Below are 25,995 nucleotides of genomic sequence, written 5' to 3' on the forward strand. Positions count from 1 at the left end.
ATATTTTTGTTAAAGATTTTGTGTCTTACCTTGTCAACTCTTTTTGTTTATTTGTAAGTTCTTTTGCAAGAAAAGGTGAATAAAATGGAATGTTATGCCTTATAAAGTGTTGCGAATGGAGGTTGCAGATATTATGCCGAAGGGCAACAAGAAATCACCTTTTCTTATATACAATTGAAGAGTCCGATGTATTTTTCAAAAAAGACGTATTTGTATACAGGATTTGCCGTACAGAGTAAAATAATACAGGCATTTAGTTAGGGAATGTTTTTCATTGTTCTCTTATAAAAACCTTACTAAATATCAGTCACAAAATCATGATAAGTCATAAACGCCTCTGCTCACACTCTAATCTGTGCAAGAATCAGGATGTGAGAGTTTATATTTGACAGCGGCCGGTACGTACGTTATGATAATCGCGAACGGATACTCTTATCCTGAGCTGGTGGAGGGACAGGCCCTACGAAGCCCGGCAACCAACCTCAATTTAGGGGAAAAGGTGCTAACCTGGAAAGGCGAATGTCGTCTTGGAAGATAAGAGGCGAAAGGTGAACGTAATGACAGACCCTTTTCCTCTCATAGGAAAGGGTCTTTTGTTTTTACACCGATAATGTTTTGCGGTTACCGATATAGGTGAAATAGGTGACAGCAGCCCATCACATTTTTACATCGTCTTGTAAGGTGAAATTGGGGAATGAGTACCGTAAATACTTATAAAGAAGGAGGAAATAGTGTGTCAAATAGAGAAGGCAGGTTATTTACGTCTGAATCTGTCACAGAAGGCCACCCGGACAAAATATGTGATCAGATTTCTGATGCTATTTTGGATGAAATATTAAAAAACGATCCAAACGCGCGCGTGGCTTGTGAGACAGTAACAAATACAGGACTAATATTAGTAGCAGGAGAAATTACAACCTCTACATACGTCGATATTCCGAAAATAGCAAGAGATACTTTAAAGGATATCGGTTATACAAGAGCAAAATATGGGTTCGATTATGAAACATGCGCTATTTTAACTTCTATTGATGAGCAGTCCGCAGATATTGCCCAGGGAGTGGACCAAGCCCTAGAAGCTAGAGAAGGTAATATGACTGAGGAAGAATTGGAAGCGATTGGTGCAGGGGACCAAGGACTGATGTTCGGTTATGCGACAAATGAGACTGAAGAATTAATGCCTTTGCCCATTTCACTTTCCCATAAGCTGGCCCGACGCTTAACCAAAGTTCGTAAAGAAGGTATTGTTCCTTACTTGCGACCTGATGGGAAAACTCAGGTAACGGTTGAATATGATGAGAGTGGCCAGCCGCTCCGGATAGATACTATTGTAATATCTGCGCAGCACCATGCTGATGTTACTTTAGAACAAATTGATCAAGACTTAAAAGAACATGTCATTCTGCCCGTCGTCCCAGAAGAGCTTTTAGATGTAGATACGAATTATTTTATTAATCCAACGGGTCGATTCGTTATTGGTGGTCCGCAAGGGGATGCCGGATTAACAGGAAGAAAAATTATTGTTGATACTTACGGAGGGTATGCGCGTCATGGAGGAGGCGCATTCTCCGGTAAGGATCCTACGAAAGTAGATCGCTCTGCTTCTTACGCTGCTCGTTATGTTGCCAAGAATATTGTGGCAGCTGGCTTAGCTGACAAATGTGAAGTGCAGTTTGCTTATGCTATTGGAGTAGCCCAACCGGTCTCCATTTCAATCGAAACTTTCGGAACGGGCAAGGTCTCGGAAGGTTTGCTTGTTGAACTTGTGAGACACAACTTTGATTTGAGACCAGCAGGTATTATAAAAATGATGGACTTGCGCCGTCCAATTTATAAACAGACAGCAGCATATGGACATTTCGGACGTACGGATGTCGCCCTGCCATGGGAGAAAACAGATAAAGCTGAAATATTAAGAGACATGGCAAGAGAATCAAGACAATAAAAAAACGCAATGAGGAAATGCCGGATAACCTGCAAAGTGAGAACCTGCTGAAAAGAATCGGGAGGCTCACAAAAAGCTATAGTAAGGTGGCACAGCGGCAGCAATATAAATATTTCTTGCTGTCGAGTGCCACGTTTTACTAAAGCAAATAGGGAGGCATTTCTTTTTTTATCCAACATAACGAAAGGATAAGAGTAAACTAGTGGTAGAATAGAAAGGGAATAACAAAATATTGTTAAGGAGGCACTTATGATGGAGTGGGATATGAAAATTGCTAACGGGACAATCGTTTCTCCTAACGGTATGGTTCAGGGGAATATTTACATAAAAAATAAGAAGATAACAGCCGTATCAAAAGATGACTTGCCGGGACAATCGGCTCAGGTTGTGGACGCGGAAGGTAAATACGTTCTCCCCGGCCTCATTGACACACATGTGCATTCACGCGATCCGGGCCCTACCTACAAGGAAGACTTTTTTCACTCTACTCGTGCTGCAGCTGCAGGGGGAATAACAACAATATTTGAAATGCCTAACACGACGCCTCCTGTAAATAATGCTGAAAATTTTGACCGCCAACACGAGAATCTGCAGTCTAAAGCGATGGTTAACTATGGATTATGGGGGATATGTCTTGGTCACTTAAATAATGAGAATATTGAAGAGATGCATCAAAAAGGTGTGATTGGTTTTAAATTTTTCTGGGGATATGCCGTACATAAACAAACATATCAATTAATGTATAACTATAAAGAGGGGGAAGAGGATGTTATTCCACCATTTCATGATGGAGAAGTGTATGAAATGATGGAGAGAGTAGCCAAGACAGGGCAGATATTTGCCGTTCATGGCGAAAACAGTGATCTTATTCAAACATTGACAGCTCAGATGAAAGAGCGTGGGGGCTCTACTTATGAGGATTTTGTAGCAACTCGCCCTGCTTTAGCTGAAGTTTTAGCTGTGCAGACTGGTATAGAAATGGCAAAACAAACGGGAGCGCGATTTCATGTCCTTCATGTGAGCAGCGGCAAAGCTGTAGATCTTATAAAAGAGGCGCAGGCAGAAGGATATCCTGTTACAGTAGAGACATGTCCTCACTATCTGTTTTTATCTGTTGAAGATTATGAGCGAGTTGGGCCACAAATGAAGATCTATCCTCTTGTGAAATATAAAGAGGATCAAGATAGGATTTGGGAAGGAATCAGGGAAGGAACTATCTCCCACGTCTGTTCCGATCACGCCCCACATACTGAAGAGGAAAAAGACGGTGATCTCTGGTCTATCCCGGCTGGCATGTGCGGAGTTGAAACATTACCACCCTTGATGTTAAACGCAGTAAATGAAGGGCGACTGTCGCTTTCAGACTTGGTGCGCGTACTGTCTGAGCAGCCGGCTAAATTATTCGGGTTGTATCCAAAAAAAGGCACTCTATCCCCTGGAGCAGATGCGGATATAACGATAGTCGATATGAATAAAGAAGGAGTCATAAAAAGAGAAAAATTGCACAGTAAGAGTAAAATCACAGCGTATGACGGTTTTCACATAAAAGGTTGGCCGGTGAGTACCATCGTTAATGGGGAATTCGTGATGAGAGAAGGGGACATTGTAGGAGAACCAGGTCAAGGAACACTTGTGAAACCTATCTCTAATTAAATGCGTTAGCTGTTAATACTGCCAAAAACAGTGTGTGGTAAAGTGTTTTTGGCAGTATGTTGTTCGAGATTTACTCTCGTTTTTGGGTGATCTCTTTATAATATTGACCTTTTTCTACATAGGTTTGGCGAATGCGTTCCATTTCTTTAAAATCTTCCTCTGTCAGTTCTCTCACCACTTTAGCCGGCCGACCTAACGCTAGTGTTCGTGGTGGGATCACCTTTCCCGGTGGAACAAGACTGCCAGCACCTATAAATGCATCTTCTCCAATCTCGGCCTTATCCAAAATGGTGCTGCCCATGCCGATAAGGGCATTTTTTCGAATAATGGAGCTATGTAAAATAACCATATGTCCAATTGTAACGTCATCTTCAATAATAAGAGGGTTATTTGGACTTTGGTGCAGGACAGAGTTATCTTGAATACTTACTCTGTTTCCGATGTAAGTAGGGGCTACGTCTCCTCGTATGGCTGTGTTAAACCAAATGCTAGTTTCCTCCCCAACAGTTACATCTCCTGTAATAGTAACGTAATCAGCAATGTAAGCTGTATTTGCAATTTGAGGCCAGACATCTTTATAAGGATAAATCATACCATTCCCTCCAATGTGACAAGAAGTTAATACCAGTTTATCAAAAATAGTAGTAAAATAGACAGAGAATACCACTGAGATTATTTTGCAAGGAAAGGGAGATCGCGTGATGATGAAACAATGGATGAGTGAACGAGCGCGAGGGACGGTGGTAGTTATTCACGGAGCTGGTGAACATCATGGGCGCTACAAATGGCTCTTCAATCAACTAAACCAGCAACGGTTTCACGTTGTCAGCGGAGACTTGCCAGGCCACGGGAGAACGCGGGGGAAAAGAGGGCATATTGATAGTTTTGATCAATACATAGAAGCAGTGTATGAGTGGTATAAGGAAGCCTCTTCCTATGAGTTACCTATCTTTTTATTCGGTCATAGTATGGGAGGGCTTATTAGCATTCGTGCATTAATGGAGAAATATATGCCTGTAAAGGGGCTCGTCTTGTCCTCTCCTTGTCTAGGGCTGTATGAATACCCAAATCGAATGGCTGAGCTCGCAACAAAGATGTTACACAGGGTTACACCTTCGTTAACTGCCAAGACAGGTATACATGCTGAAAGGATAACGAGGAATCCAGATGTTAGAAAAGAGTATCAAGAAGATGAGCTAAACATAACAACAGTTACGGCTCGTTGGTATCAAGAAATGGTAAAGGCGATGAGGATAGCTTATCATCAGACAGATCGCTTTCCTGATATTCCGCTATTAGTCATGCAGGCTGGAGAAGACTATATTGTGGACCAGCACGCTACTCATCGCTGGTTCAATAGGTTAGAAACAAAAGATCGTTCAATCAAAGAATGGAAAGGGCTCTATCATGAATTATTAAATGAGCCTGAACGAGAAGAGGTTTTGCGTTTCATGATAAATTTTTTACATGTAAGAATGTAAAGTGGGGCTTACAATCAGCCCCCTATGTTATTCTTCCATATCAATAACGGTTAGTCTTCCCGTTTCCGGACAGATAGCGAGCCCGTGAACCGGCGTGTTTTTGGGCAGTAAAGGATGGCGTCTCACAATATCCACGCTGTTACGTATATTGTCCTCCACACTGTCAAAGCCTTTCAGCCAACTATCTATATCGATGCCTGTATACTTAGCGACTTCAATATTAGACATATCAAGGTCATGCGCTTTCGCTTTTTCTAAAATGGTCTTAGATTGAAGACCTGTCATCCCGCAGTCATAGTGTCCTATAATAGCAACTTCTTGTGCTTGTAGTTCGTATAAGGAAACGATAATACTTCTCATAATACTCCCAAATGGGTGTGAGATAACAGCTCCGGCGTTTTTAATGATCTTTGCGTCCCCATTGGATAAGTTTAATGCCCGAGGGAGAAGCTCCATTAATCTTGTATCCATACATGTAAGAATGACCAACTTTTTGTTGGGAAATTTGGTAGTTTGAAATTGCTCGTATTTCTTTTCTTCTACGAATGTTTTGTTATACTCTAAAATAGCATCCATCATGGACATTATTACACCGCCTTAAGAAAGTTGTCTTGCGTTCGTAGCGTAAACGTGCCTGTATGTTTATATTTCATGGATCTGTATCATTTGTCAAGTTGTTCACTCATACATTGAACGTATGCTGAGCTGCCACGCCGTATAGCTGATAGTGTAAGGAACTTGACAGATAGCGAAAAAATTCATAAAATATCAGGTATTGACAAGAAAATTGAGCGTATATAAAAAGCGATAATAAAGGAGCAGTAGCGGTCAAGTCGGGGGAGACAGAGAGCTAGCGGGTGGTGAAAGCTAGACGAAGACGGCCTGTGAACTCACCTTTTAGTTGCAAAGAGGAATAAGGTTGAGCAGTACTTTTTGCCGTTAATCTGCGTTAAAGATACAAGAGCGGGTGTGCTGTGTGCGCACCAACCAGGGTGGTACCGCGGGAACTTATGACCTCTCGTCCCTTATTTCATACAATAAGGGTCGGGAGGTTTTTTGTAAAAACTTTGAAAAAGTATTCTCGGCCTCCCTATTTAGAAGTCACCAGCTCGAAGTTGTTTCTATCCATCTAACGGCGATAAGCTGTATTGGCAGCTTCTAGCGCTTATTGCCAGCGAAAGCAGACGCTTTGCTCATTTCTTAAATATACTTAGCACGTTGGAATGGATGAAGCAGCGGACAGTATGAATCGTTTCATGGAGTATTTCCATGAGTACATACCATATCTATTCTCTGAATGGATAACGAAGTGACCTCACACATGAAAAAAGTTTTAGACACTGTTTCATTGTTTGTAAATAAGAAGGAGGCAAATTAAGATGGCATTTCCTCATAAAGAGATTGAAAAGAAGTGGCAGGACTATTGGGAAAAGAACAAAACATTCAAAACGAGTGACGAAGCTAGCGAAGGTCCAGACTTTTACGCTTTAGATATGTTCCCATACCCTTCAGGTGCTGGGCTTCATGTGGGACACCCGGAAGGATATACAGCAACGGATATCCTGTCTCGCATGAAAAGGATGCAAGGGTGGAATGTGCTGCATCCAATGGGGTGGGATGCTTTTGGACTACCTGCTGAACAGTTTGCACTAGATACTGGCAAGCACCCGAGAGAATTCACCCAGTCTAACATTGAAACATTCAAGAAACAAATTAAATCGCTAGGTTTTTCTTATGACTGGGATCGAGAAATTAACACGACAGACCCTGATTACTATAAATGGACCCAATGGATTTTTATCCAGTTATATAATAAGGGACTGGCATATATGGACGAAGTGGCGGTTAATTGGTGCCCGGCACTCGGAACCGTATTAGCGAATGAAGAGGTAATCGATGGAGTCAGTGAACGTGGCGGTCATCCGGTAGAACGTAGGCCTATGAAACAATGGATGCTGAAAATAACAGAGTATGCGGAGCGTCTTCTTGAAGATTTAGAAGAGCTCGATTGGCCGGAAAGTGTAAAGGATATGCAACGAAACTGGATAGGGCGTTCGGAAGGGGCTGACGTCGACTTTACCATTGACAGCTCCAGTGAAACATTTACCGTATTTACCACACGTCCAGACACTTTGTTTGGCGCCACCTACTGTGTGTTTGCTCCCGAGCATGAATTAGTAGATAAGATTGTAACACCAGAGCAAAAAGAAGAAGTGGAAGCTTACCAGAAGCAAGTAGCTACGAAAAGTGAACTGGAGCGAACAGAGCTTCAAAAAGAAAAAACAGGCGTGTTCACAGGGGCTTATGCTGTCAACCCAGTGAATGGAAAGAAGCTTCCTATCTGGATTGCTGATTACGTTCTCGTTAGTTATGGCAGTGGGGCTATTATGGCGGTTCCGGCCCATGATGAGCGTGACTACGAATTTGCACAAAAGTTTGAGCTTCCTATCGTAGAAGTCGTGGAAGGAGGAAACGTGCAGGAAGAAGCTTACACAGAAGACGGTCCGCACGTTAACTCCGACTTTCTCAATGGTCTTCACACTGAAGAAGCAATAACGAAAATGATTGATTGGCTAGAGAGCGAAGGGAAAGGCAAAAAACAAATTACTTACCGTCTTCGCGATTGGCTATTCAGCCGCCAGCGTTATTGGGGAGAACCAATCCCGGTGATACACTGGGAAGATGGGACAATGACAACAGTGTCTGAGGAAGAATTACCTCTTGAGCTGCCTGATATGGATGAAATTAAGCCTTCTGGTACAGGAGAGTCTCCATTAGCTAACGCACAAGATTGGCTTGAAGTGACTGATCCGAAAACAGGCAAGAAGGGACGCAGAGAAACAAATACAATGCCTCAATGGGCGGGCAGCTGTTGGTATTATTTACGATTTATAGATCCGAATAACACGGAGAAACTGGCAGATGAGGAAAAGCTCAACCGCTGGCTGCCTGTTGATATTTATATAGGTGGAGCGGAGCACGCGGTCTTGCATTTACTCTACGCCCGTTTTTGGCATAAAGTCCTGTACGATCTTGGAGTAGTACCAACGAAGGAACCGTTTCAGCGTTTGTACAACCAAGGAATGATCCTTGGGGAAAATAATGAGAAAATGAGTAAATCCAAAGGGAATGTTGTCAATCCAGATGACATTATTAACACACATGGAGCGGATACTCTTCGTTTATATGAAATGTTCATGGGGCCTTTAGATGCCTCTGTAGCTTGGTCAGAGAACGGATTAGATGGTGCACGACGTTTTCTTGATCGTGTTTGGCGTCTTTTTACAGATGATGAGGGTAAACTGAGCGAAGGTATCCAGGAAGCAGAGGGCAGTGATAGCTTTGCACGTACGTATCATCAGACAGTACAAAAAGTCACAGATGATTATACCAACTTGCGTTTTAACACTGCTATTAGTCAACTTATGGTGTTTGTCAATGAGGCGTACAAACAAGAAGTACTTCCAAAGAAGTTTATGGAAGGATTCATTAAGCTTCTTTCACCAATTGCTCCTCATCTTGGTGAAGAGATATGGGAGATGCTCGGTCATCATGAAACTATATCTTATCAGGAATGGCCAATGTATGATGAAAGCATGCTTGTAGAGGATAATATTGAAATTGTTTTACAGGTAAATGGAAAAGTACGAGCGAAAGCAGTAGTGCCAAAAGATGCAGATAAAGATCAGTTGGAAGTATTGGCGAAAGAAAATGAAAAAGTCCAAGAACATATAGAAGGGAAAACGATCCGTAAAGTTATTGCTGTTCCCGGTAAGCTCGTTAATATTGTGGCTACTTGATGCAGTCATAGTTTTCCTGACACTAAGCTGTTAGGTAAACAAAGTACAAAGAAGAGAGTAGATATATCCATTAAGAAATACCTAACTATTCCTGCGGCACACTGCCGCAGGAATATCTCTATAGAAACGTCGATATTGAAGTCGCAAGTAGGCAATAGCTACAGCGATACTCGTGTCTGATGTGGAGGAGGAGGGTATTTCTTTTTTTTTGGAAAATAGCATAATAAATATAGTATTAATTTTTTTGGAGAAGCCTCGTCACCTCTATCGGTTTGAAAGGGTTTCCGTTCATACACGACAAAGTTGCCTCGGCGCTTCCTAGACATTTGTCAGGAACAGGAAGCTTGCGTTTTATTTACTCAGTACGAAAGGATGTCCACGTGCGAACATGTGTATTTGTGCATAAAATTGTGGATAACTCTATTTTTTGTGAATATCATTGTTAATAACCATAGTGGTTACCCACACTATGAATAAAATGTCGAATTTTAGGGAGTTTGTGTTGAGGAAAAGTTCCTAACATTTTATCCACAGGTTGTGGGTATTTATTTATCATTTAAATAATCAGCAGCAGCTTTTCCAGCTGTGTAACCTGTGGAGAAGGCACATGTTATATTAAATCCACCAGTGTAGGCGTGGATATCTAATATTTCTCCACAGAAAAATAACCCTTGCTTAAACTTAGATTCCATTCGCTTCGGATGAATTTCTTTTATGGACACCCCGCCTCCTGTTACAAAAGCTTTCTCTAAAGAGAGGGTTCCATTCGCCATAAATCGAAAATCAGTCAAGTGCTGAGCCAGCCTACGCAAAGAGTCATTAGAGATATCTCGTAATGGTTGATTGAATGGAATCCCTGATTTCTCTAGGAAAAATAGAAGAAGACGTTCTGCTACTAGGCTTTTGAATCCGTTTTTGCTTGTTTTCGCCCCGTCTTTTTTCTTTATGTGGACAAGTTGTTGAAACATTTCTTCTTCGTTTGTATCTGGGAACGTATTTAATCCTAATTGAACTTCTTTCTCTTTTGATTTTTTCAATTGCTTTACTACAAATTGACTGCAGCGTAATACGATAGGTCCAGAGACGCCAAAATGAGTAAATACTAAACCACCACGATGGCTGACGACCTGTTTCCTCTTTTTTTGATACACACTAAGCTCAGCATCACCAAGAGAAAGCCCTTGCAAGCGTTTATCTTTAATGAACGGTTCTTCTGAGGTAATAGGAACCTCTGTAGGGTACAAGTCTGTTATTGTGTGACCGGCTGATTCCGCCCAAGGATAGCCATCTCCGGTGCTCCCAGTGTGAGGAACCGATTTACCACCGGTTGCGACGATAACTGATTTAGCATGTATATGTGATCCGTCTTCTAACGAGATTCCAGTAACCTTATCTTTCTCATACAGTAAATGAGACACTCTTGTCTCCAGAAGAGTCTTTACGTTCAGGTCTTTTATTTTTTGTAAAAGAGTGTGGACAACTGTAATGGCTTTATCGTTTACGGGAAACATGCGGCCCATATCTTCTTCTTTAAGCGGAATACCTAATCCCTCGAAGAAGGAAATAATATCTTCATTATTAAAGATAGAGAAGGGGCTATACATGAACTTTCCATTGCCAGGTATATGTTCAATCAATTCTTTCTGGTCCATCCGGTTGGTGACATTACAACGGCCTCCTCCAGAGATGGCCAGTTTACGGCCCAACTTCTTCCCTTTTTCTACTAAAAGAACCTTTGAACCATGTTCGGCAGCTCCAACTGCTGCCATCAGTCCAGATGGCCCGCCGCCAATAATAATTGTATCGTAGTTCATACCGTTTACCTGCCTAACTGAAATGTAATAGAATGATGTTTATTTTTCCCGCAAAAGGAGAAAGCAAACATAATGTAATGATACACTAAACATATCAATACTCACACGTTGGAGGAATGAAAATGATAAAAGAAAGAACGATTCACACAGGACAACGAGATGAGATGATAGAAATTACACATATAGTAAACGAATATTTAAGAGAAACATCCTTTAATAATGGTCTAGTTATTGTGTATTGTCCCCACACGACGGCAGGTATAACGGTAAATGAAAATGCGGATCCAGACGTGAAACGCGACATGCTAATGAGGTTGGATGAAGTATACCCTTGGGATCATTCTCAATATAGACATGCGGAAGGAAATTCAGCGGCTCATTTAAAAGCAAGTACAGTAGGGACCCAACAAACTTTGATCGTAAAGCAAGGGCGATTGCAGCTTGGTAAGTGGCAGGGAATTTATTTTTGTGAATTCGATGGTCCAAGAACACGCTCTGTATTAATAAATGGATTACAGGATGAAAATAACAACGGCTCGGTTTAGAGGGTAGGAATACGATTTATATGAAAGGTATGGTAAAATTTTTGGGGATGTAAGTAGAAGAATGTAAGAATGTTTTCTGCGTTGGCAGATTACATTTTGTCTTATTGGAGATGAAATAATGTCAGATTCGAAATTCTTGCGTGGGACGATGATTTTGTCACTTGCGACGTTCATGTCAAAATTTCTTGGCATGATTTATATTTTTCCGTTTGCAGCTATGGTCGGACAACAAGGGCTTGCATTGTATCAATATGGGTATACTCCTTATACCATTCTTTTAAGTTTAGCTACGCTAGGTGTCCCGATGGCTGTATCAAAGTTCGTATCTAAATATAATGCGTTAGGTGATTACAGAACGGGGCAGAGGTTGTTTCGTTCGGGAATTATATTTATGACGCTGACTGGATTTGCAGCGTTTCTCGTATTGTTTTTTGCAGCTCCCATTATTTCTGATTGGGTGATATCGAATCCCGATGACATTCAGGGGAATGAGCGGGGAGATGTTGTCTTCACCATACGTATGGTTAGTGTTGCTTTAATACTTATACCGGCAATGTCCGTTATACGGGGTTACTTTCAGGGATTTCGGTCAATGGGGCCTACCGCTGTCTCTCAAGTAATTGAGCAAGTGGTACGAATTATTTTTATTCTTTCTGTAGCGTATGCTGTTTTATACATATGGAATGGTGACTTAGGAACGGCTATTGGCTTTGCAACGTTTGGGGCTTTTATTGGTGGTTTGGGAGCATTAGTAGTTTTAGCAGTATATTGGAAAAAAAGAAAGGGCTTTATTCAAAAACAAGTTGAGAACAGTGTTGAAACGGAGCCCATACCTCTGACTAAGATGTATAAAGAATTAATATCTTACGCTCTGCCGCTTTCCTTTGTCGGACTGGCTATCCCTTTATTTCAATTAGTAGATATGTTCACATTTAACAATGCGCTAATTGCTTCGGGAGGTTTTAGCCAAGGAGAGGCAGAAACTGCATATGGAGCATTTGCTGGATCATCTCATAAATTGATATTAATACCAGTTGCTATCGCAACGGCCATGTCTGTTACGTTAATTCCAACGATTACAGAGTCCTTCACGAATAAGAATACAAAATTATTACAACAACAGATTACGCAGACATATCAAGTTATTTTGTTTTTATCGATCCCGGCAGCAGCAGGTTTAAGCGTATTGTCTTACCCTACATTCGCAGTATTATTTGGATTTGAAGATATGGAAGTAGGAGGGTATATTTTACGTTATTACGCACCGGTTGCTGTGTTATTTTCTCTATTTTCAGTGACAGGAGCAGTATTACAAGGTATAAATCGTCAGCGTTATGCCGTTGTATCTCTTGTAGCAGGTTTGATAATTAAAGTGATCAGCGCATATCCGTTGATTTATATTGGAGGGCCAGCGGGTGCGAGTTTTAGCACGTTGTTAGGCTTCGGTGTTGCAGTAATATTCAATATGTGGGCTATTGGAAAATTTACCGATTTTGAGTATAAAAACGTAGGAAAACACTTTTTATTCATATCTTTGTTTACTGTCATCATGTCAGCCGCTGTCCTTCTGGTTAAGGAAGGGGCAGTTACTATGTTTCCTCTTCAGTCATGGGGAAATGCCTTCCTTGTGGAGTTGTTTAGTGTGGTAACAGGAGCTGGGCTATACTTTATACTTAGTGTGAAAAGTGGCTTAGCAGGAAAAGTATTAGGTGACCGATTTACTATCCTGAAAAAGTGAGAACTCGAAAGAGCTTTATATTAGCGAAAAAGACTCTTTTTTATGAAAGAGCCTTAATGGTATAATGTAACAACAATTTTGCTGATCGTTTCATATTCGATATGGGGACGGAATGATAAGGGCGTCAAGCAGAAAGCCGGGAGGAACAATGTTAAAAAGAATGTATAGAGATTATGATTGGTGGCTTATTTCAGCAGCGGTGCTACTAAGTATATTCGGTGTCATCATGATTTATAGTGCCAGTTTTCCGCTTGCTATTGATTTGTATGGGGATCCTTCTCACTTCTTTGTGAGACAGCTCATTTGGTTAGCGGTCGGCCTCTGTCTTTTGATGTTCTTTATGCATTTTCGGTATCGTTTTTTAAAAAAATTATCGCCGTTTTTAATTATAGGGTCTATGCTATTACTTCTTCTTGTCATATTTATTGGTCGGGAAGTGAATGGAGCGACAAGTTGGTTTGCTATTGGCCCATTCAGTGTTCAACCGGCTGAATTTGTGAAGCTCGCTGTGATCGTTTACTTGGCGCAAGTATACTCGAAAAAACAACAGTATATTAATAAATTTATTAGCGGCGTTATCCCGCCACTCGTTGTCGTGGTCTTCATTTTTTCATTAATTATGCTGCAACCGGACCTTGGTACCGCGGCATCTATTCTGATGACGGCGGGTATCATTGTTTTTTTATCCGGTGCGAGATGGAGGCATCTAGCTGTATTAGTTACGTTATCAGCCGGAGTTATCGCTTATTTTGCGATAAGTGAACCATACCGTATTCAACGTTTAACCGCTTTTCGCGATCCCTTTGAGATGGCAGAAACAATGAGTGGAAGCGGATATCAGTTGATTCAAGCATACATTGCAATTGCCCACGGTGGGTTAACGGGCACAGGCTTAGGACAGAGTGTGCAGAAGATGCATTTTTTGCCAGAGCCTCATACTGACTTTATATTAGCGGTGGTTGCAGAAGAGTTAGGAATACTAGGGATTTTGTTCGTGTTGGTCTGTTTGTTAACTATCGCTTGGCGCGGTATACTAATTGGGGTGAGAAACAAAACTACATTTGGTACACTTCTCTCTTTCGGGATCGTTTTTCAGATCGTTTCTCAAGCGCTGGTGAATGCGTGGGCTGCCACTGGTTTGATGCCGATAACAGGACTCCCTTTCCCATTCCTTAGTTACGGAGGATCATCATTGCTCGTATCATTTTCTGCTATTGGGATACTAGCAAGTATCTCTAAAGAAAACAGTAAAGAGAAACGAAAAAGTGAAGATTCACAAGCAGCATGATTAAAGAGGACTCCTACTAACTTGAATTAAACTAGAACATATACCAGAGAAGAGGCACTTTCTAAAAGAAGAACTCCTTACAAAGCGCGAGCACGGGAAGTTCTCCTGTTTAGAAGTGTCTTTGCTTATGAGTAGAAAATAGAAGAATGGATCTGAAAGGAAAGTGCTAGTACTTCAAAGATAATGATTAAGATAGTTAACGATATTTTGAGAAGGAAGCTGTAGTTTGGACACATAATATTATGTTGGCTTTTTAATAAAGGAGAAGGAGCGAAAGAATGAGAATCGATAAATTACTGGCTAACACCGGATTTGGAAGTAGAAAAGAAGTAAAAAAATTATTGAAGAGCGGCACGGTGGAAGCGGACGGAGAAAAACTGAAAAATGGAGCGACACATGTAAATCCAGAAACACAGGAGATTACAGTAAGAGGGGAAACATTACATTATCAAAAGTTCATTTATTTAATGTTAAACAAACCCCAAGGTGTTGTATCAGCTACCGAAGATAATTTACACAACACTGTCATTGATCTATTAGAATTTGAAGACGCTGTTCGAGAGCCATTTCCTGTAGGGAGACTTGACAAGGATACAGAAGGATTGCTTTTGCTAACAAATGATGGGAAATTTGCTCATTCACTCACTTCGCCGAATAAGAAGGTTCCAAAGGTATATCAAGCAGAACTCGCTAAGAGTATCACAGAAAACGACATGAGGGCTTTTGAAGAAGGGATTCTGTTAGACGACGGTTATCAAACAAAGCCTGCTCAGTTGGAGAGCTTAGATCAGTCAGGAAGGCATATACAGGTGACTATAACAGAAGGTAAGTTTCACCAAGTGAAACGAATGTTTGAAGCAAGAGAAAATAAAGTACTGTTCTTGAAAAGAGTGAAGATAGGGTATCTATCACTAGACCCTAAATTAGGCAAAGGAGAATATCGTGATCTCTCTCAAGATGAGTTAGAAAAAGCGAAGGGGCATGTAGAAGAGTGAAAGAGGTAAGATGCAAGCTCGGGGTTAGGGTTTTGTCCGAGAAAAGAGGTGTAGTTTAAGACCTTAAAACTACACCTCTTTTCTAGTGTGTCACTATCTATTTAAGATACTTTTACTTTCTTACGAGTGACACTCCACTTTCCGCGTACTGGACTATGGACAAGTTCATTATATTCCAAGACGTTCAAATCACGTTGTATCGTACGTTGAGTCGTTCCGAATTCGTCAACCAGTTCCTTTGTTGTCACCGTCCCTTTCTCTTTAATGTAAAAATAAATGGATTTTACACGGGTGATCATTCGGTCGGTTGAAGGTCTCAAAAAACCACTCCTTAAGCTTCATATAAAAACACGCTGGTCATCTTTACTATCTGCGAAGAGAGGCAAAAGATACATCAAACTAGTAATTTTTAACTTAAGAAGATTGGTTACTGGAACGAATAGTACGACGTTAGCTATATTATTTGTATTGAATTCATATATTGAATATGCGTTGTTTCATACTATATTATATACCAATTTCGCGCAATTCGCAAATTAAGTAACGGTATCGAAATTGGTGCATAAGAGAATATAATAAAGAGGATAAAAACAAGAATGAAAAGGTTAAAAAGCCATGGCCCCATTTGAAAGGGATAGCCATGGCTTTTAACGTGACTTGTATATATTGGACATTAGGATTCAAAGTCAAATAAATCAGTGGATAAATACCGTTCGCCTGTGTCACAAGCAATAGCAACGACTGCTTTGTCGGGTGATAATTTCTTAGCAGTCTCCATGGCAGCATAACAAGCTGCCCCCGATGAAGGTCCGACTAAAATGCCCTCTTTTCGTGCAAGATCTCGAGTTACTTCATAAGCATCTTCATCCGTAACTTTATAGATCTTGTTGTAAACGTCTTGGTTTAAAACAGGTGGGACAAATCCAGGGCTAGTTCCGACTAATTTGTGAGGACCAGGTTTTCCGCCTGAAAGAACAGGCGATCCAAATGGTTCAACAACATATACAGGAAGCCCAGGATAAAATCTCTTTAATTCTTCTCCTGTTCCTGTCACAGTACCACCGGTGCCAGACGCAGCAATGAAAGCTCCCAAATCTTTTCCCAAATCATTCATTGCTTCTTTGATTTCGACCGCAGTCGTGGCACGATGGGCGTCAGGGTTGGCCTCATTCTCAAATTGCATCGGCATAAAGCTATGCGGAATTTTTTTTACCAATTCATGAGCATGATCAATAGCACCTGGCATTTTTTTCTCACCAGGCGTTAATTCGACTTCTGCTCCATACGCTTTTAATAAGTTGATACGCTCCTGGGACATGGTATCTGGCATGACGAGAATGCATCTATATCCTTTCGCTGCTGCATTCATAGCTAGGCCAATACCCGTGTTCCCAGATGTCGGTTCAATGATTACAGATTCATCCGTAAGGAGACCCTCATTTTCTGCTTGGATAATCATGTTTTTGGCAGCTCTATCTTTTACACTGCCACTTGGGTTTTGAAATTCAAGTTTTAAATAAACGTCTGCCCCATTTGCGGCAGGAAGGCGATTTAATTTTACTAATGGTGTACCGCCAACAAGCTCAGATATGTTATTAAATGTGTATCCCACACTAGACACGTTCCTTTCCAACTATATTCCTGCGTAGTATTATCTCTCATCATTTTAACACATTTAAACCAATAAATCGCATAACACTGATCGTAATTTAAAGTCTGTGGTACGTTCGGTATAATGGGAAGTATGCCCACATAAAACGAGAATTAGGAGGGAAATCAATGACACTTCCTCATTACTTTTTTGCTGTACCTCTTCCTGCAAAAATCAGAAGCGAAATAAACCAATGGACAAAAACAGCTCAAAGTCAATTGTTATTTAAAAAATGGGTACACCCTCAAGATTACCATATTACTCTTTTGTTTCTAGGTGCTGCAGATGAGAAGACGCTGCAATTATTTATAAAAGAAGCAGACCGTGTGGCTGAAGATTTTGCCGCTTTTCCTCTTACTCTGACAGAGCCAGGAGTGTTCGGAAAAGTTGATTCCCCACGCATTCTGCATATTGGGGTGGAGAAAAGCGAACGACTTCAGAAGTTGCAGCACCATTTATCTCATCATGGAGAAACATTGGGGTTTCGGCAGGAAAATAGACCGTATCGTCCTCATATTACGGTAGCGAGGAAGTGGGACAGAAAAGAGCCATTCTCCAAATCTGAGTTGCCTCTAATTCAATCCAATCAATGGCAGGTGGATACGTTCTCTCTGTTTCAAACCCATTTAAACCGGACCCCTAAATACGAAGAAATCCATTCTATTAAATTAAACAGAATGCTTTAAAGTGTGTTCATGATCATTAATTAGGAGAGGGGGGACCTATGTGGAAGTGATACGTGTACTTCTTCATGTAGGAATATTATACTTGTTTTATTATTTTGGTATGTGGCTGCAGCAGTGGCTAAATCTACCGTTGCCAGGAAGTATTATTGGAATGCTGATGCTTTTTCTATTTTTTTACACTAGAGTGTTACGGCCCGATTGGGTGGAGAGAGGGTCGCAGCTTTTAATTTCACATATGCCTTTATTGTTTTTACCGGCGACCGTAGGAGTGATTTCCTACTTAAACTTGTTTGCAGGTGTTGGTTTATGGCTGCTTGTTATTTCCTTAGTGAGCACGATTCTCGTGATGGCTCTGTCGGGGTGGACGGTTCAACTACTAACTCATAGGAGGGCTCGTCATGAGTAATTGGTTGTGGTCTGTAATAACAATCATAGGGACTCTTTCTGTATACATTGCAGCTCTGAAAGTTTATCGACGTTTTCATTCTCCGTTTACTTTACCTATTTTAACAAGCACGTTAACGATTATTCTTTTTTTGCTAGTGACAAATGTCTCTTATGATACATATATGACGGGAGGCCGCTTCATTGAGCATTTATTAGGGCCGGCTGTAGTAGCTTTAGCTTATCCATTATATAATCAAAGACATATGGTACGAAAAAACTTTTTAAATGTTACCGTCGGTGTGACAGTTGGAGGAATTATTGGTATCTCCACAGGAGGGTATTTAGCAAAATGGGTTGGTGTCGATCAAGAATTAGTAGCATCCATGGTACCAAAATCGGTCACGACGCCGATTGCGATGGATCTTTCGCTCTCTATCCATGGGATACCCGAATTAACAGTAGTACTAGTAATGGTAGCAGGAACCGGAGGAGCTGTTTTATCTCCTTATGTGTATAAATGGTGTAAAATCGATCATGCACTTGCGAGAGGCATCGGTTTAGGAAATGCATCTCATGGTATTGGCACAGCAAAAGCCATTGAGAAGAGTGAGGAGGAAGGAGCAGCAAGTTCAATAGCTATGACAATGTCTGCTGTCATTGTATCTATTCTGATCCCGCTGCTTTACCCTCTTATGTCTTGAAAGAAAAGGTGAAAGGTATGGCACATCTCATAAAAATCTCAGATTATACGTCAAGATATGAACAAGACATACAACGCTATCCTAGTCAATTTTCTAGGCTGAAGCGAGAACGTTGGCAAAGAATGAAAAGCGATTGGGAACGGGCGAATCGTATGGTGTCGAGGGAAAAGGAAGCAGAAAAGCACAATTGGTTTGAACCTAAAGAAAGAAATATATTTTCAAGCACAGTGGCTCGGCTAAAAAAAGTCACGAATCGGGAAACACCGACAGAAGAGAATACACCTCCAGCAGAAAGCCTAACTAATTATTATCGTAGTAAATCTTTAGAAGACTTAAAAGAGGTCTTTTATGAAGAATTGTTTCAAGCCCAATTAAAGTGGGCCAGTTCCTCCCTAATAGAAGAATCTTCTTTAGATATTAAATACAAGTATGATCGCCGTTTGCGATATTTACTCAGAGAACTACCGGATAATTATATGGTCATGTATTACCCTATTATGAAAACCGGGCGAGCAAATGTGGAAATGGATATTGTTATTATTAGCCCGACTGAAGTGTTCACTCTAGTTGAGTTGCCTGGAAAGTCTACTAGCATCTACACCCCTGGAACGGGGAGGTATTGGACGGAGTATATTAACCAAGAGAGAAGGAAAGTAGTTAGCCCCCTTTCGTCTTTACATCGAATGAGGCAAATAATAGAGACGTCTCTTTCGTCAATAACAGGATCTACGACAATTAAAGGGATTCTTTATGCTCCTGAGGCAATGATTGATTATCCGTCATCTTTATTTATAGAGGTGGTTGATAAGAGGAATATAAAGAAATGGATAGAAAAAAGAAAGCGTCATCCTTCACCGATCAAGAAAACACAATTAGATATTTCAGAAAGGTTGTTAAATCACTCTTTGACCTCAGCGGCCCCTCGCCAGGACGTTGTGGAAGAAGAGAGTGATACACCCAGGGATGAATGATACAAATCGTTCTCTTCTTTATTGATAGGAGAGAACGATTTGTATTTTACAATAATTAATTAAAAACAATAGTCTTGTTTTTATGTACGAGCACTTCATCGTTCACATGCCAATTAACCGCACGGGCTAAAGCGATTTTTTCCACATTTCTACCCGCCACTCTTAGTTCTTCGGTAGAGTATCGATGGTTCACACGTAACACTTCCTGTTCGATAATGGGACCTTCATCTAAGTCATCCGTCACGTAGTGTGCGGTAGCTCCAATTAACTTCACACCTCTATCAAATGCCTTTTTATAAGGGTTTGCACCTATAAAGGCAGGTAAGAAAGAGTGATGAATATTTATAATCCTATGTTCGAAAGTATCAACGAAATCAGAAGACAGAATTTGCATATAACGAGCGAGGACAATAAAATCAGCCTTATGCTCTTTGATTAATTTTTCTGCTTGAGCTTCTGCCTCTGCTTTCGTCTCTTTCGTAACAGGAATGTGATAAAAAGGAATGTGATAACTCTCAACGATCTCTCTTAAATCAGGATGATTGCTGATGACGAGAGGTATGTCAACTTGTAACTCTCCAGAACGCCATCGCCATAGCAGCTCAAGTAAACAGTGGTCTTCTTTCGAGACAAATATAGCCATCTTTTTCGTTCTCCGCTCACTTTCTAAGCGCCAATCTATGTGAAAACGCTCTGCAATAGCTGAAAAGTCTTCTCGAACCGAGTGAAAACGTTCTTCAAACTCAGGAAGGGCAAACTCTATTCTCATAAAGAACATCCCGCCTTCAGGGTCTGTGCTATATTGGTCAGATTGAATAATATTAGCTCCGTGATTAAATAAATATTCTGAGATAGAAGCTACAATTCCTGGTTGATCCGAACAAGAAATCAAAAGTCGCGCTTTGTTAGATGTTGATTGATCAATCATTGGTCAGTTTCCCCCACTTTATGAAAATAAGTTTTATTATACTTTACCACTCCCTATAATGAAAAAAAAGTGTTCGCGAAAGCTGTCTTTCTAAAGTTCTTTATTGACGGAAAATAAGTTTCTTTGGTAGTATAAAAAGCGATTCCCAAAAAAATATATATACATGTTTAACACTAATACATTGTAATGTTCTGGCTTTCGTTAAGCAGAGTTCTCCTGAAGAGGCTCTGCTTACTTCTACGTTTTTTCCCGCATAAATGGTCAGTGGACGGGGAGTAAACCTATCTCATGAAGATTCACTTTATCAGTTTGCGGTAATATTTCAGAAAAGGATCACGCCATGAACTATTTTGATCAACTTACAGAAACAAGGGTGAAAGTGTTGGAAGCGTTATTGGAAGATGGATGGAAAGTGAAACCGGCAGGAGGATCGACAGGAGAGGCGTACATTGCTTGTTCTGCCACACAGAAGTTATTTTTGAAGCGAAATTCATCTCCTTTTTTAGCTGTATTATCTGCTGAAGGAATTGTTCCAAAGCTGCTATGGACAAAGCGACTTGAAAACGGTGACGTCATAACAGCGCAAAAATGGGTTGATGGTCGTGAGTTGAGCCCGTCTGATATGAATCGCCCAGACGTAGCAAGGTTATTAAGTAAAATCCATACCTCTAGTGAACTTCTTGATATGTTTAAACGTATTGGAAATGAGCCTTTGACGCCTTATACCATCACGGAGGAACTCCAAAATCAATTTTTGACCTTTGGAGCTGCCCATTCTGACGTTACTACGGCACTAGAGTATCTCATTTCCCATCGGAGCAAAGTAGCACCGCGCAGAATGGTAGTTTGTCATTCGGATATTAATCACAATAATTGGATGATTAATTCCTCTAATGAATTATACTTGATTGATTGGGACGGTGCTGCAGTAGCCGATCCTGCATTTGATTTAGGATTGCTGCTGTATGAATATGTTCCTCGTATGGAATGGAAGCAGTGGCTTCATAATTATGGAGTATCTCTAACTGCCGATTTGGAACGAAGAATGTACTGGTACGTCATTTCCCATACGCTTTATCATGTCCTTTATTACATTAATACGAGTCCGCAGCAGGCCAGCTCATGGCTCGAACAGTTGCATCAGCTGCTAGCGGATCCTTTTCATCAGTCGTAAGGAGGAAGTTCAATGAGACTTCGCCATAAACCATGGGCAAAAGAGTATTTGGACAGTCACCCGGAATACGTATTAACAGCTCCTCCTTCAGGGCACTGGAAGGAGGTCTTTCAAAATGATCATCCCCTATACATAGAGGTCGGAACGGGAAAAGGAAAATTTCTTGATAAGATGAGCAAGAAATATCCCGAGGTTAACTTCATCGGGATAGAGAAGTACGAGAGTGTGCTTGTTACGGGAGTGGAGCGGCTCGTTGAAAACCCGTCCGATAACATTCGGTTTATTTTGGGGGATGTTGCTGATGTACTCCAATATTTTCAGTATAGGGAAGTGGATCGTCTGTTTATTAACTTTACTGATCCTTGGCCTAAAAAGCGCCATGAGAAGAGAAGGCTGACCTATCAGTCCTTTCTAACTCTGTACGAGAAAGTGTTACGGCCAGAAGGTGAAATTCATATGAAAACAGACAATCAAGGGTTGTTTGAATACTCATTGGAAAGCATGTCTCAGTATGGAATGAAGTTAAAAAACATATCTTTAGATTTACATACCAGCAAACTAGCGTCTGAAAATGTAATGACAGAGTACGAAGAGAAATTTGCCGCTAAAGGTCAGCCTATTTTTAGGCTCGAGGCTGCATTTGCCAATATGAATGAATGATTTCCCTGCTTCTAGCGGGGCATATCTTGAAGCGCTTGAAATAAGATAGTTTCGCTTAAAGATAGAGAACGTGCAAAAAACCTTCCGCATATGACGGAAGGTTTTTTTAGAGGGAATGGAAACACAACATGTATGGCGTACGATCCGGGCCCTATATGCTTTTCTGGTTGAGTGGGAGGGGGAGATTACTATGAGTTTTGAGACTAACAGAAAGTTGTTGTTTTCCGAGGAGTCTTAAACCATGTTTACATGTTTATGATGAAAGCACTCGCCCAGAGCAGCTAGTAGTCAAAGCTCCTTTCGAAGGATTTTCTAAAACATAAGAACATCTCTTCGTGAAGCCAAATGTCAGGGTCATCGCCCTCTACATCCTTAGATGTTCTGCGACTATATAAGGCATCTCGGCAGATATCTCTCCCATACATCTCGCTGATTAGTGGGATCCTTGCGCTTTTTCTAATAAAATGCCACTATAGTGTACAAAGAGGTTGATTGTATGAATTATTTTACTGAAAGGAGAGTTTATGATGGAAACAATGCGCCTAGGTGAGTATAAGCTAACTTGGCTACGTGGCGGGGTGACTCATCTTGACGGGGGAGCTATGTTTGGTGTCGTTCCCAAACCCCTTTGGTCCAAAAAATATCCAGTCAACGAAAAAAATCAAGTCGAGTTGCGAACAGATCCTATTCTCATCCAAGGAAACGGGCATAACTTACTTATTGATGCTGGCTTGGGAAATGATCGGTTAAGCGAAAAGCACAGAAGAAATCAAGGGGTAACGGAAGAATCTTTTATAGAGGAAGATTTAAAGAAACTAGGATTAGAGACGTCCGACATTGACGCTGTACTTATGACACATATGCATTTCGACCACGCCAACGGACTTGTCAAGAAAGTGGGTGAGAATGAGGTTCCTACTTTTGAAAATGCAAAAATTTATGTATCTGATATAGAATGGGAGGAAATGAGGTTTCCCAATATTCGGTCACGAAATACATACTGGGAACAGAATTGGAAACCTGTTCAAAACAATGTCTATTCTTTTTCGCAGGAAGTACAGCCTGCTCCAGGTATCACGATGACGAGAACTGGGGGACATAGTAATGGAATGAGCGTGATTACTATTGAACAGGAAGACGAACTGCTCATACATATGGCTGATAATATGGCTACTCATGCCCACCAAAATGTGCTATGGGTGATGGCCTACGATGATTACCCTATCGATTCAATAAAAGTAAAGGAACAGTATATGGATATAGGCTATAACAATGAAGCGTGGTTTACGTTCTATCACGACTATAAGTATAGAGCCGTTCAATTTGACAGCAGTGGGAACATACAGAACAAAGTTTTAAGAGAGAAGTGAAAGAAGATAAAAGCCGCTTCCTGTAAATAGAGGAGCGGCTACTATATCGATTAAGAAGTAAGTTCTAAAATGGTGCCTGTTTTAGCGTCAACTACAAAATCTAGCTGCTTTGTTTCGCCGTCTTTTGTACTGGAGATGCCGCCACGGTACACTTTATAATTCAGGTCATCTTTTGTATAGTTTTCCGTTGTCATATGAATCCAAGATCCATTCACCGGAACCTGACCCTTTACATTTTCTTTCACATTTTTAAGTGCTTTTTCTGGAGAAATTTGATCTCCGCCGGTGTATTCTTTTAATGCATATCCAGCTAGAAATCCTATCCCAACTCCTAATAAAATATTTCTTGCTTTCATTGTACAGATCTCTCCTTCCTACTGTTTCTTTTAAGTATAGCTTATCGAAACTCTTTTTCCAAACGCAAATCATTCATTCAGTAGAAAAATGCCCCTCTCTCCAGTAAAATGGAAATGGCGCTAATACGGAAAGGGGAGTTTGATAAAGGTGATGAATCAGGAAACAATGAGTATGTTTAAAACATTAACGGAGTTACCAGGAGCCCCGGGATTCGAACATGAAGTTCGTAAGTTTGTCAGAAACGAATTAGAAAAGTATAGTGATAAAATTATTCAAGACAAGCTCGGGAGCATATTTGGCGTGAAAAAAGGTGAAGAAAAAGGTCCGAAAGTAATGGTGGCCGGTCACATGGATGAGGTCGGCTTCATGGTTACATCTATTAATAAAAAAGGACTTATCCGTTTCGAGCCTCTTGGCGGCTGGTGGAGCCAAGTACTGCTTGCCCAACGAGTAGAAGTTTTTACGGAAAACGGGCCTGTAGTAGGAGTAGTAGGGTCTACCCCACCTCATTTGTTAAATGAAAACCAACGAAAGAAGCCAATGCCGTTAAATAAGATGTACATTGATATCGGCGCAGACGATAAGGAAGATGCCGAACGAATTGGTATTCGTCCAGGTCAACAAATTTTACCGATTTGTCCCTTTACCCCAATGGCAAATGACAAAAAAATATTGGCGAAAGCATGGGATAATCGCTACGGAGTAGGATTGGCCATCGAGCTTATGAAAGAGTTGCAAGATCAATCTCTTCCTAATGTTTTGTATTCTGGTGCGACTGTTCAGGAGGAAGTTGGTTTGAGAGGAGCTGCGACAGCGGCTCATATGATTCAGCCTGATATTTTTTATGCACTTGATGCTAGTCCGGCTAATGATGCTGTTGGAGGTCAAAATGCGTTCGGCCATCTTGGGAAAGGTGCATTGCTGCGCATATTTGATAGAACGATGGTGACTCATCGAGGAATGAGAGAATTTGTTCTGGACACAGCAGAGTCTAACAATATACCTTACCAATATTTCGTATCCCAGGGAGGGACGGACGCGGGACGCGTACACATAGCAAATGAAGGGATACCTTCAGCGGTGATTGGTGTCTGTTCAAGATATATTCATACCGCCGCTTCCATTCTCCATGTTGATGATTATGCGGCTGCGAAAGAGCTTGTAGTAAAACTAGTGAAGAATACAGATCAATCCACTCTCGAACAAATCAGGAAAGAAGTGTAATGAATAAAACAATTGGGATAGGATCTAAAAATAAAGCAAAAATGAAAGCTGTTCAAAAGGTGTTTCATGAAAACGACTATGTGTTGAATAGCTATTCCGTAGATAGTGGTGTTTCAGCTCAACCATTCTCTGACGAAGAAACAAAAAAAGGAGCTGTTTTACGAGCGAAAGTAGTGATCGATGAGTATGGGGAAAAAACAGGAATTGGGTTAGAAGGCGGAGTTCAGCCAATGGAGGATGGCTTATACCTCTGTAACTGGGGAGCATTGGTTACTATTGATGGATTTGTTGCTACAGCGGCAGGAGCAAAAATAAAATTACCCGAAAATATCGCGGCTGATTTATATGATGGAAAAGAATTAAAAAGCGCAATGAAGGATTTTACCGAGCAAGAAGGAATTAGTCAGGCTGAAGGGGCTATTGGTATATTTACAGCAGGTAAAATCGACCGTACGAAAATGTTTTCCCATATTGTTGAAATGCTATATGGCCAATGGTGTTATCGTTATCCCCATAAGTGATTTAAAGAAACCAGGCAGGGCAATGTTGCTGCCTGGTTTCTTTAAAAGATTGGAAGGTATAACATTCGTGGAGTGTTGTTCAGCTACAGACGCCTTGCGCTTTTCT

At 40.9% G+C, this 25,995-nt stretch carries 24 protein-coding genes, 1 riboswitch and 1 other annotated feature; of the genes, 17 read left to right on the forward strand and 7 right to left on the reverse strand.

Going from position 1 to position 25,995, the window contains the following annotated elements:
* The first annotated feature begins 429 nt into the window (after positions 1–429).
* Positions 430–541, forward strand: a riboswitch (SAM riboswitch).
* Positions 542–733: 192 nt separating this feature from the next.
* Together metK and allB are read left to right on the forward strand one after the other, a co-directional pair.
* Complete coding sequence (gene metK, locus BM095_RS13720) at positions 734–1,945, forward strand: methionine adenosyltransferase (protein WP_245757912.1); 1,212 nt, start codon at positions 734–736, stop codon at positions 1,943–1,945.
* Positions 1,946–2,197: 252 nt separating this feature from the next.
* Complete coding sequence (gene allB / locus BM095_RS13725) at positions 2,198–3,598, forward strand: allantoinase AllB (RefSeq protein ID WP_091662989.1); 1,401 nt, start codon at positions 2,198–2,200, stop codon at positions 3,596–3,598.
* 70 nt (positions 3,599–3,668) lie between these two features.
* On the opposite strand, the gene BM095_RS13730 is transcribed toward allB, so the two are convergent.
* Positions 3,669–4,190 carry a gamma carbonic anhydrase gene (locus BM095_RS13730; protein WP_091662991.1) on the reverse strand — a complete coding sequence of 174 codons (522 nt, stop codon included), beginning with the start codon at positions 4,188–4,190 and terminating at the stop codon, positions 3,669–3,671.
* A 109-nt stretch (positions 4,191–4,299) separates the two neighbouring features.
* Here BM095_RS13730 and BM095_RS13735 point away from each other — a divergent pair, with 109 nt between their 5' ends.
* On the forward strand, positions 4,300–5,079 hold the full coding sequence (locus tag BM095_RS13735) for an alpha/beta hydrolase (protein ID WP_322787618.1): 780 nt from the start codon (positions 4,300–4,302) through the stop codon (positions 5,077–5,079).
* 27 nt (positions 5,080–5,106) lie between these two features.
* Here the strand turns inward: BM095_RS13735 and BM095_RS13740 are convergent, their stop codons facing one another.
* On the reverse strand, positions 5,107–5,664 hold the full coding sequence (locus tag BM095_RS13740) for a beta-class carbonic anhydrase (RefSeq protein WP_091662992.1): 558 nt from the start codon (positions 5,662–5,664) through the stop codon (positions 5,107–5,109).
* Between the two features lie 213 nt (positions 5,665–5,877).
* Positions 5,878–6,108 (forward strand) — a binding site (T-box leader).
* Positions 6,109–6,458: 350 nt separating this feature from the next.
* Here BM095_RS13740 and leuS point away from each other — a divergent pair.
* Positions 6,459–8,879 (forward strand): leucine--tRNA ligase, encoded by a 2,421-nt coding sequence (gene leuS / locus BM095_RS13745; protein WP_091662994.1) that lies wholly within the window; start codon positions 6,459–6,461, stop codon positions 8,877–8,879.
* A gap of 545 nt (positions 8,880–9,424) precedes the next feature.
* On the opposite strand, the gene BM095_RS13750 is transcribed toward leuS, so the two are convergent.
* Complete coding sequence (locus BM095_RS13750; protein WP_091662996.1) at positions 9,425–10,693, reverse strand: BaiN/RdsA family NAD(P)/FAD-dependent oxidoreductase; 1,269 nt, start codon at positions 10,691–10,693, stop codon at positions 9,425–9,427.
* Between the two features lie 122 nt (positions 10,694–10,815).
* On the opposite strand from BM095_RS13750, the gene BM095_RS13755 reads away from it, so the two are divergent.
* From BM095_RS13755 to BM095_RS13770, 4 genes are all read left to right on the forward strand, one after another.
* Entirely contained in the window at positions 10,816–11,238 is a 423-nt protein-coding gene (locus BM095_RS13755; protein ID WP_091662998.1) for a secondary thiamine-phosphate synthase enzyme YjbQ, read from the forward strand.
* A gap of 118 nt (positions 11,239–11,356) precedes the next feature.
* Entirely contained in the window at positions 11,357–12,976 is a 1,620-nt protein-coding gene (locus BM095_RS13760) for a putative polysaccharide biosynthesis protein (RefSeq protein ID WP_091663001.1), read from the forward strand.
* Positions 12,977–13,124: 148 nt separating this feature from the next.
* On the forward strand, positions 13,125–14,264 hold the full coding sequence (gene ftsW / locus BM095_RS13765) for a putative lipid II flippase FtsW (RefSeq protein WP_091663005.1): 1,140 nt from the start codon (positions 13,125–13,127) through the stop codon (positions 14,262–14,264).
* Between the two features lie 278 nt (positions 14,265–14,542).
* Entirely contained in the window at positions 14,543–15,259 is a 717-nt protein-coding gene (locus BM095_RS13770; RefSeq protein WP_091663007.1) for a pseudouridine synthase, read from the forward strand.
* A gap of 101 nt (positions 15,260–15,360) precedes the next feature.
* Here the strand turns inward: BM095_RS13770 and BM095_RS13775 are convergent, their stop codons facing one another.
* Together BM095_RS13775 and cysK are read right to left on the reverse strand one after the other, a co-directional pair.
* A complete protein-coding gene (locus tag BM095_RS13775; RefSeq protein ID WP_091663010.1) occupies positions 15,361–15,579 on the reverse strand; it encodes a DeoR family transcriptional regulator in 219 nt (72 codons plus the stop codon).
* 353 nt (positions 15,580–15,932) lie between these two features.
* Positions 15,933–16,871: a cysteine synthase A gene (gene cysK, locus BM095_RS13780; RefSeq protein ID WP_091663011.1), complete on the reverse strand. Its 939-nt coding sequence runs from the start codon at positions 16,869–16,871 to the stop codon at positions 15,933–15,935.
* Between the two features lie 167 nt (positions 16,872–17,038).
* On the opposite strand from cysK, the gene thpR reads away from it, so the two are divergent.
* The 4 genes from thpR to BM095_RS13800 are packed head-to-tail and all read left to right on the forward strand — an operon-like array spanning position 17,039 to position 19,655.
* Positions 17,039–17,596 (forward strand): RNA 2',3'-cyclic phosphodiesterase, encoded by a 558-nt coding sequence (thpR, locus tag BM095_RS13785; protein ID WP_091663013.1) that lies wholly within the window; start codon positions 17,039–17,041, stop codon positions 17,594–17,596.
* Between the two features lie 40 nt (positions 17,597–17,636).
* On the forward strand, positions 17,637–18,002 hold the full coding sequence (locus tag BM095_RS13790) for a CidA/LrgA family protein (protein WP_245757913.1): 366 nt from the start codon (positions 17,637–17,639) through the stop codon (positions 18,000–18,002).
* Positions 17,995–18,684, forward strand: coding sequence for an LrgB family protein (locus tag BM095_RS13795; RefSeq protein WP_091663016.1), 690 nt, complete (start codon positions 17,995–17,997; stop codon positions 18,682–18,684). Before BM095_RS13790 ends, BM095_RS13795 begins: the two co-directional genes overlap by 8 nt.
* Before the next feature lie 17 nt (positions 18,685–18,701).
* On the forward strand, positions 18,702–19,655 hold the full coding sequence (locus BM095_RS13800; RefSeq protein WP_091663019.1) for a nuclease-related domain-containing protein: 954 nt from the start codon (positions 18,702–18,704) through the stop codon (positions 19,653–19,655).
* 55 nt (positions 19,656–19,710) lie between these two features.
* Here the strand turns inward: BM095_RS13800 and purU are convergent, their stop codons facing one another.
* Positions 19,711–20,583, reverse strand: coding sequence for a formyltetrahydrofolate deformylase (gene purU, locus BM095_RS13805; protein WP_091663021.1), 873 nt, complete (start codon positions 20,581–20,583; stop codon positions 19,711–19,713).
* A gap of 340 nt (positions 20,584–20,923) precedes the next feature.
* Between purU and BM095_RS13810 the strand changes: the two genes are divergently transcribed.
* From BM095_RS13810 to BM095_RS13820, 3 genes are all read left to right on the forward strand, one after another.
* On the forward strand, positions 20,924–21,757 hold the full coding sequence (locus tag BM095_RS13810; RefSeq protein WP_177194830.1) for a phosphotransferase family protein: 834 nt from the start codon (positions 20,924–20,926) through the stop codon (positions 21,755–21,757).
* A 12-nt stretch (positions 21,758–21,769) separates the two neighbouring features.
* Positions 21,770–22,417 carry a tRNA (guanosine(46)-N7)-methyltransferase TrmB gene (trmB, locus tag BM095_RS13815; protein ID WP_091663024.1) on the forward strand — a complete coding sequence of 216 codons (648 nt, stop codon included), beginning with the start codon at positions 21,770–21,772 and terminating at the stop codon, positions 22,415–22,417.
* Between the two features lie 527 nt (positions 22,418–22,944).
* Positions 22,945–23,787, forward strand: a complete 843-nt coding sequence (locus tag BM095_RS13820) for a YtnP family quorum-quenching lactonase (protein WP_091663027.1) — start codon at positions 22,945–22,947, stop codon at positions 23,785–23,787.
* 50 nt (positions 23,788–23,837) lie between these two features.
* Here the strand turns inward: BM095_RS13820 and BM095_RS13825 are convergent, their stop codons facing one another.
* Complete coding sequence (locus BM095_RS13825) at positions 23,838–24,143, reverse strand: PepSY domain-containing protein (RefSeq protein WP_091663030.1); 306 nt, start codon at positions 24,141–24,143, stop codon at positions 23,838–23,840.
* Positions 24,144–24,294: 151 nt separating this feature from the next.
* Between BM095_RS13825 and BM095_RS13830 the strand changes: the two genes are divergently transcribed.
* Positions 24,295–25,368: a M42 family metallopeptidase gene (locus BM095_RS13830; protein ID WP_091663102.1), complete on the forward strand. Its 1,074-nt coding sequence runs from the start codon at positions 24,295–24,297 to the stop codon at positions 25,366–25,368.
* A complete protein-coding gene (locus BM095_RS13835; RefSeq protein ID WP_091663032.1) occupies positions 25,368–25,889 on the forward strand; it encodes a DUF84 family protein in 522 nt (173 codons plus the stop codon). Before BM095_RS13830 ends, BM095_RS13835 begins: the two co-directional genes overlap by 1 nt.
* Positions 25,890–25,995 lie beyond the last annotated feature (106 nt).

The sequence above is a fragment of the Alteribacillus iranensis genome, assembly GCF_900113025.1.
GTDB lineage: Bacteria > Bacillota > Bacilli > Bacillales > Marinococcaceae > Alteribacillus_A > Alteribacillus_A iranensis.

Bases quoted from the DNA above. Each gene is read 5' to 3' on its own strand.
- BM095_RS13740 (WP_091662992.1), bottom strand. From the start codon at position 5,664: ATGTCCATGATGGATGCTATTTTAGAGTATAACAAAACATTCGTAGAA.
- BM095_RS13735 (WP_322787618.1), top strand. From the start codon at position 4,300: ATGATGAAACAATGGATGAGTGAACGAGCGCGAGGGACGGTGGTAGTT.
- BM095_RS13795 (WP_091663016.1), top strand. From the start codon at position 17,995: ATGAGTAATTGGTTGTGGTCTGTAATAACAATCATAGGGACTCTTTCT.
- purU (WP_091663021.1), bottom strand. From the start codon at position 20,583: ATGATTGATCAATCAACATCTAACAAAGCGCGACTTTTGATTTCTTGT.
- allB (WP_091662989.1), top strand. From the start codon at position 2,198: ATGGAGTGGGATATGAAAATTGCTAACGGGACAATCGTTTCTCCTAAC.
- BM095_RS13825 (WP_091663030.1), bottom strand. From the start codon at position 24,143: ATGAAAGCAAGAAATATTTTATTAGGAGTTGGGATAGGATTTCTAGCT.
- trmB (WP_091663024.1), top strand. From the start codon at position 21,770: ATGAGACTTCGCCATAAACCATGGGCAAAAGAGTATTTGGACAGTCAC.
- thpR (WP_091663013.1), top strand. From the start codon at position 17,039: ATGACACTTCCTCATTACTTTTTTGCTGTACCTCTTCCTGCAAAAATC.
- ftsW (WP_091663005.1), top strand. From the start codon at position 13,125: ATGTTAAAAAGAATGTATAGAGATTATGATTGGTGGCTTATTTCAGCA.
- BM095_RS13730 (WP_091662991.1), bottom strand. From the start codon at position 4,190: ATGATTTATCCTTATAAAGATGTCTGGCCTCAAATTGCAAATACAGCT.
- BM095_RS13800 (WP_091663019.1), top strand. From the start codon at position 18,702: ATGGCACATCTCATAAAAATCTCAGATTATACGTCAAGATATGAACAA.
- BM095_RS13835 (WP_091663032.1), top strand. From the start codon at position 25,368: ATGAATAAAACAATTGGGATAGGATCTAAAAATAAAGCAAAAATGAAA.
- BM095_RS13830 (WP_091663102.1), top strand. From the start codon at position 24,295: ATGAATCAGGAAACAATGAGTATGTTTAAAACATTAACGGAGTTACCA.
- BM095_RS13755 (WP_091662998.1), top strand. From the start codon at position 10,816: ATGATAAAAGAAAGAACGATTCACACAGGACAACGAGATGAGATGATA.
- BM095_RS13770 (WP_091663007.1), top strand. From the start codon at position 14,543: ATGAGAATCGATAAATTACTGGCTAACACCGGATTTGGAAGTAGAAAA.
- BM095_RS13820 (WP_091663027.1), top strand. From the start codon at position 22,945: ATGGAAACAATGCGCCTAGGTGAGTATAAGCTAACTTGGCTACGTGGC.
- BM095_RS13760 (WP_091663001.1), top strand. From the start codon at position 11,357: ATGTCAGATTCGAAATTCTTGCGTGGGACGATGATTTTGTCACTTGCG.
- BM095_RS13810 (WP_177194830.1), top strand. From the start codon at position 20,924: ATGAACTATTTTGATCAACTTACAGAAACAAGGGTGAAAGTGTTGGAA.
- leuS (WP_091662994.1), top strand. From the start codon at position 6,459: ATGGCATTTCCTCATAAAGAGATTGAAAAGAAGTGGCAGGACTATTGG.
- BM095_RS13750 (WP_091662996.1), bottom strand. From the start codon at position 10,693: ATGAACTACGATACAATTATTATTGGCGGCGGGCCATCTGGACTGATG.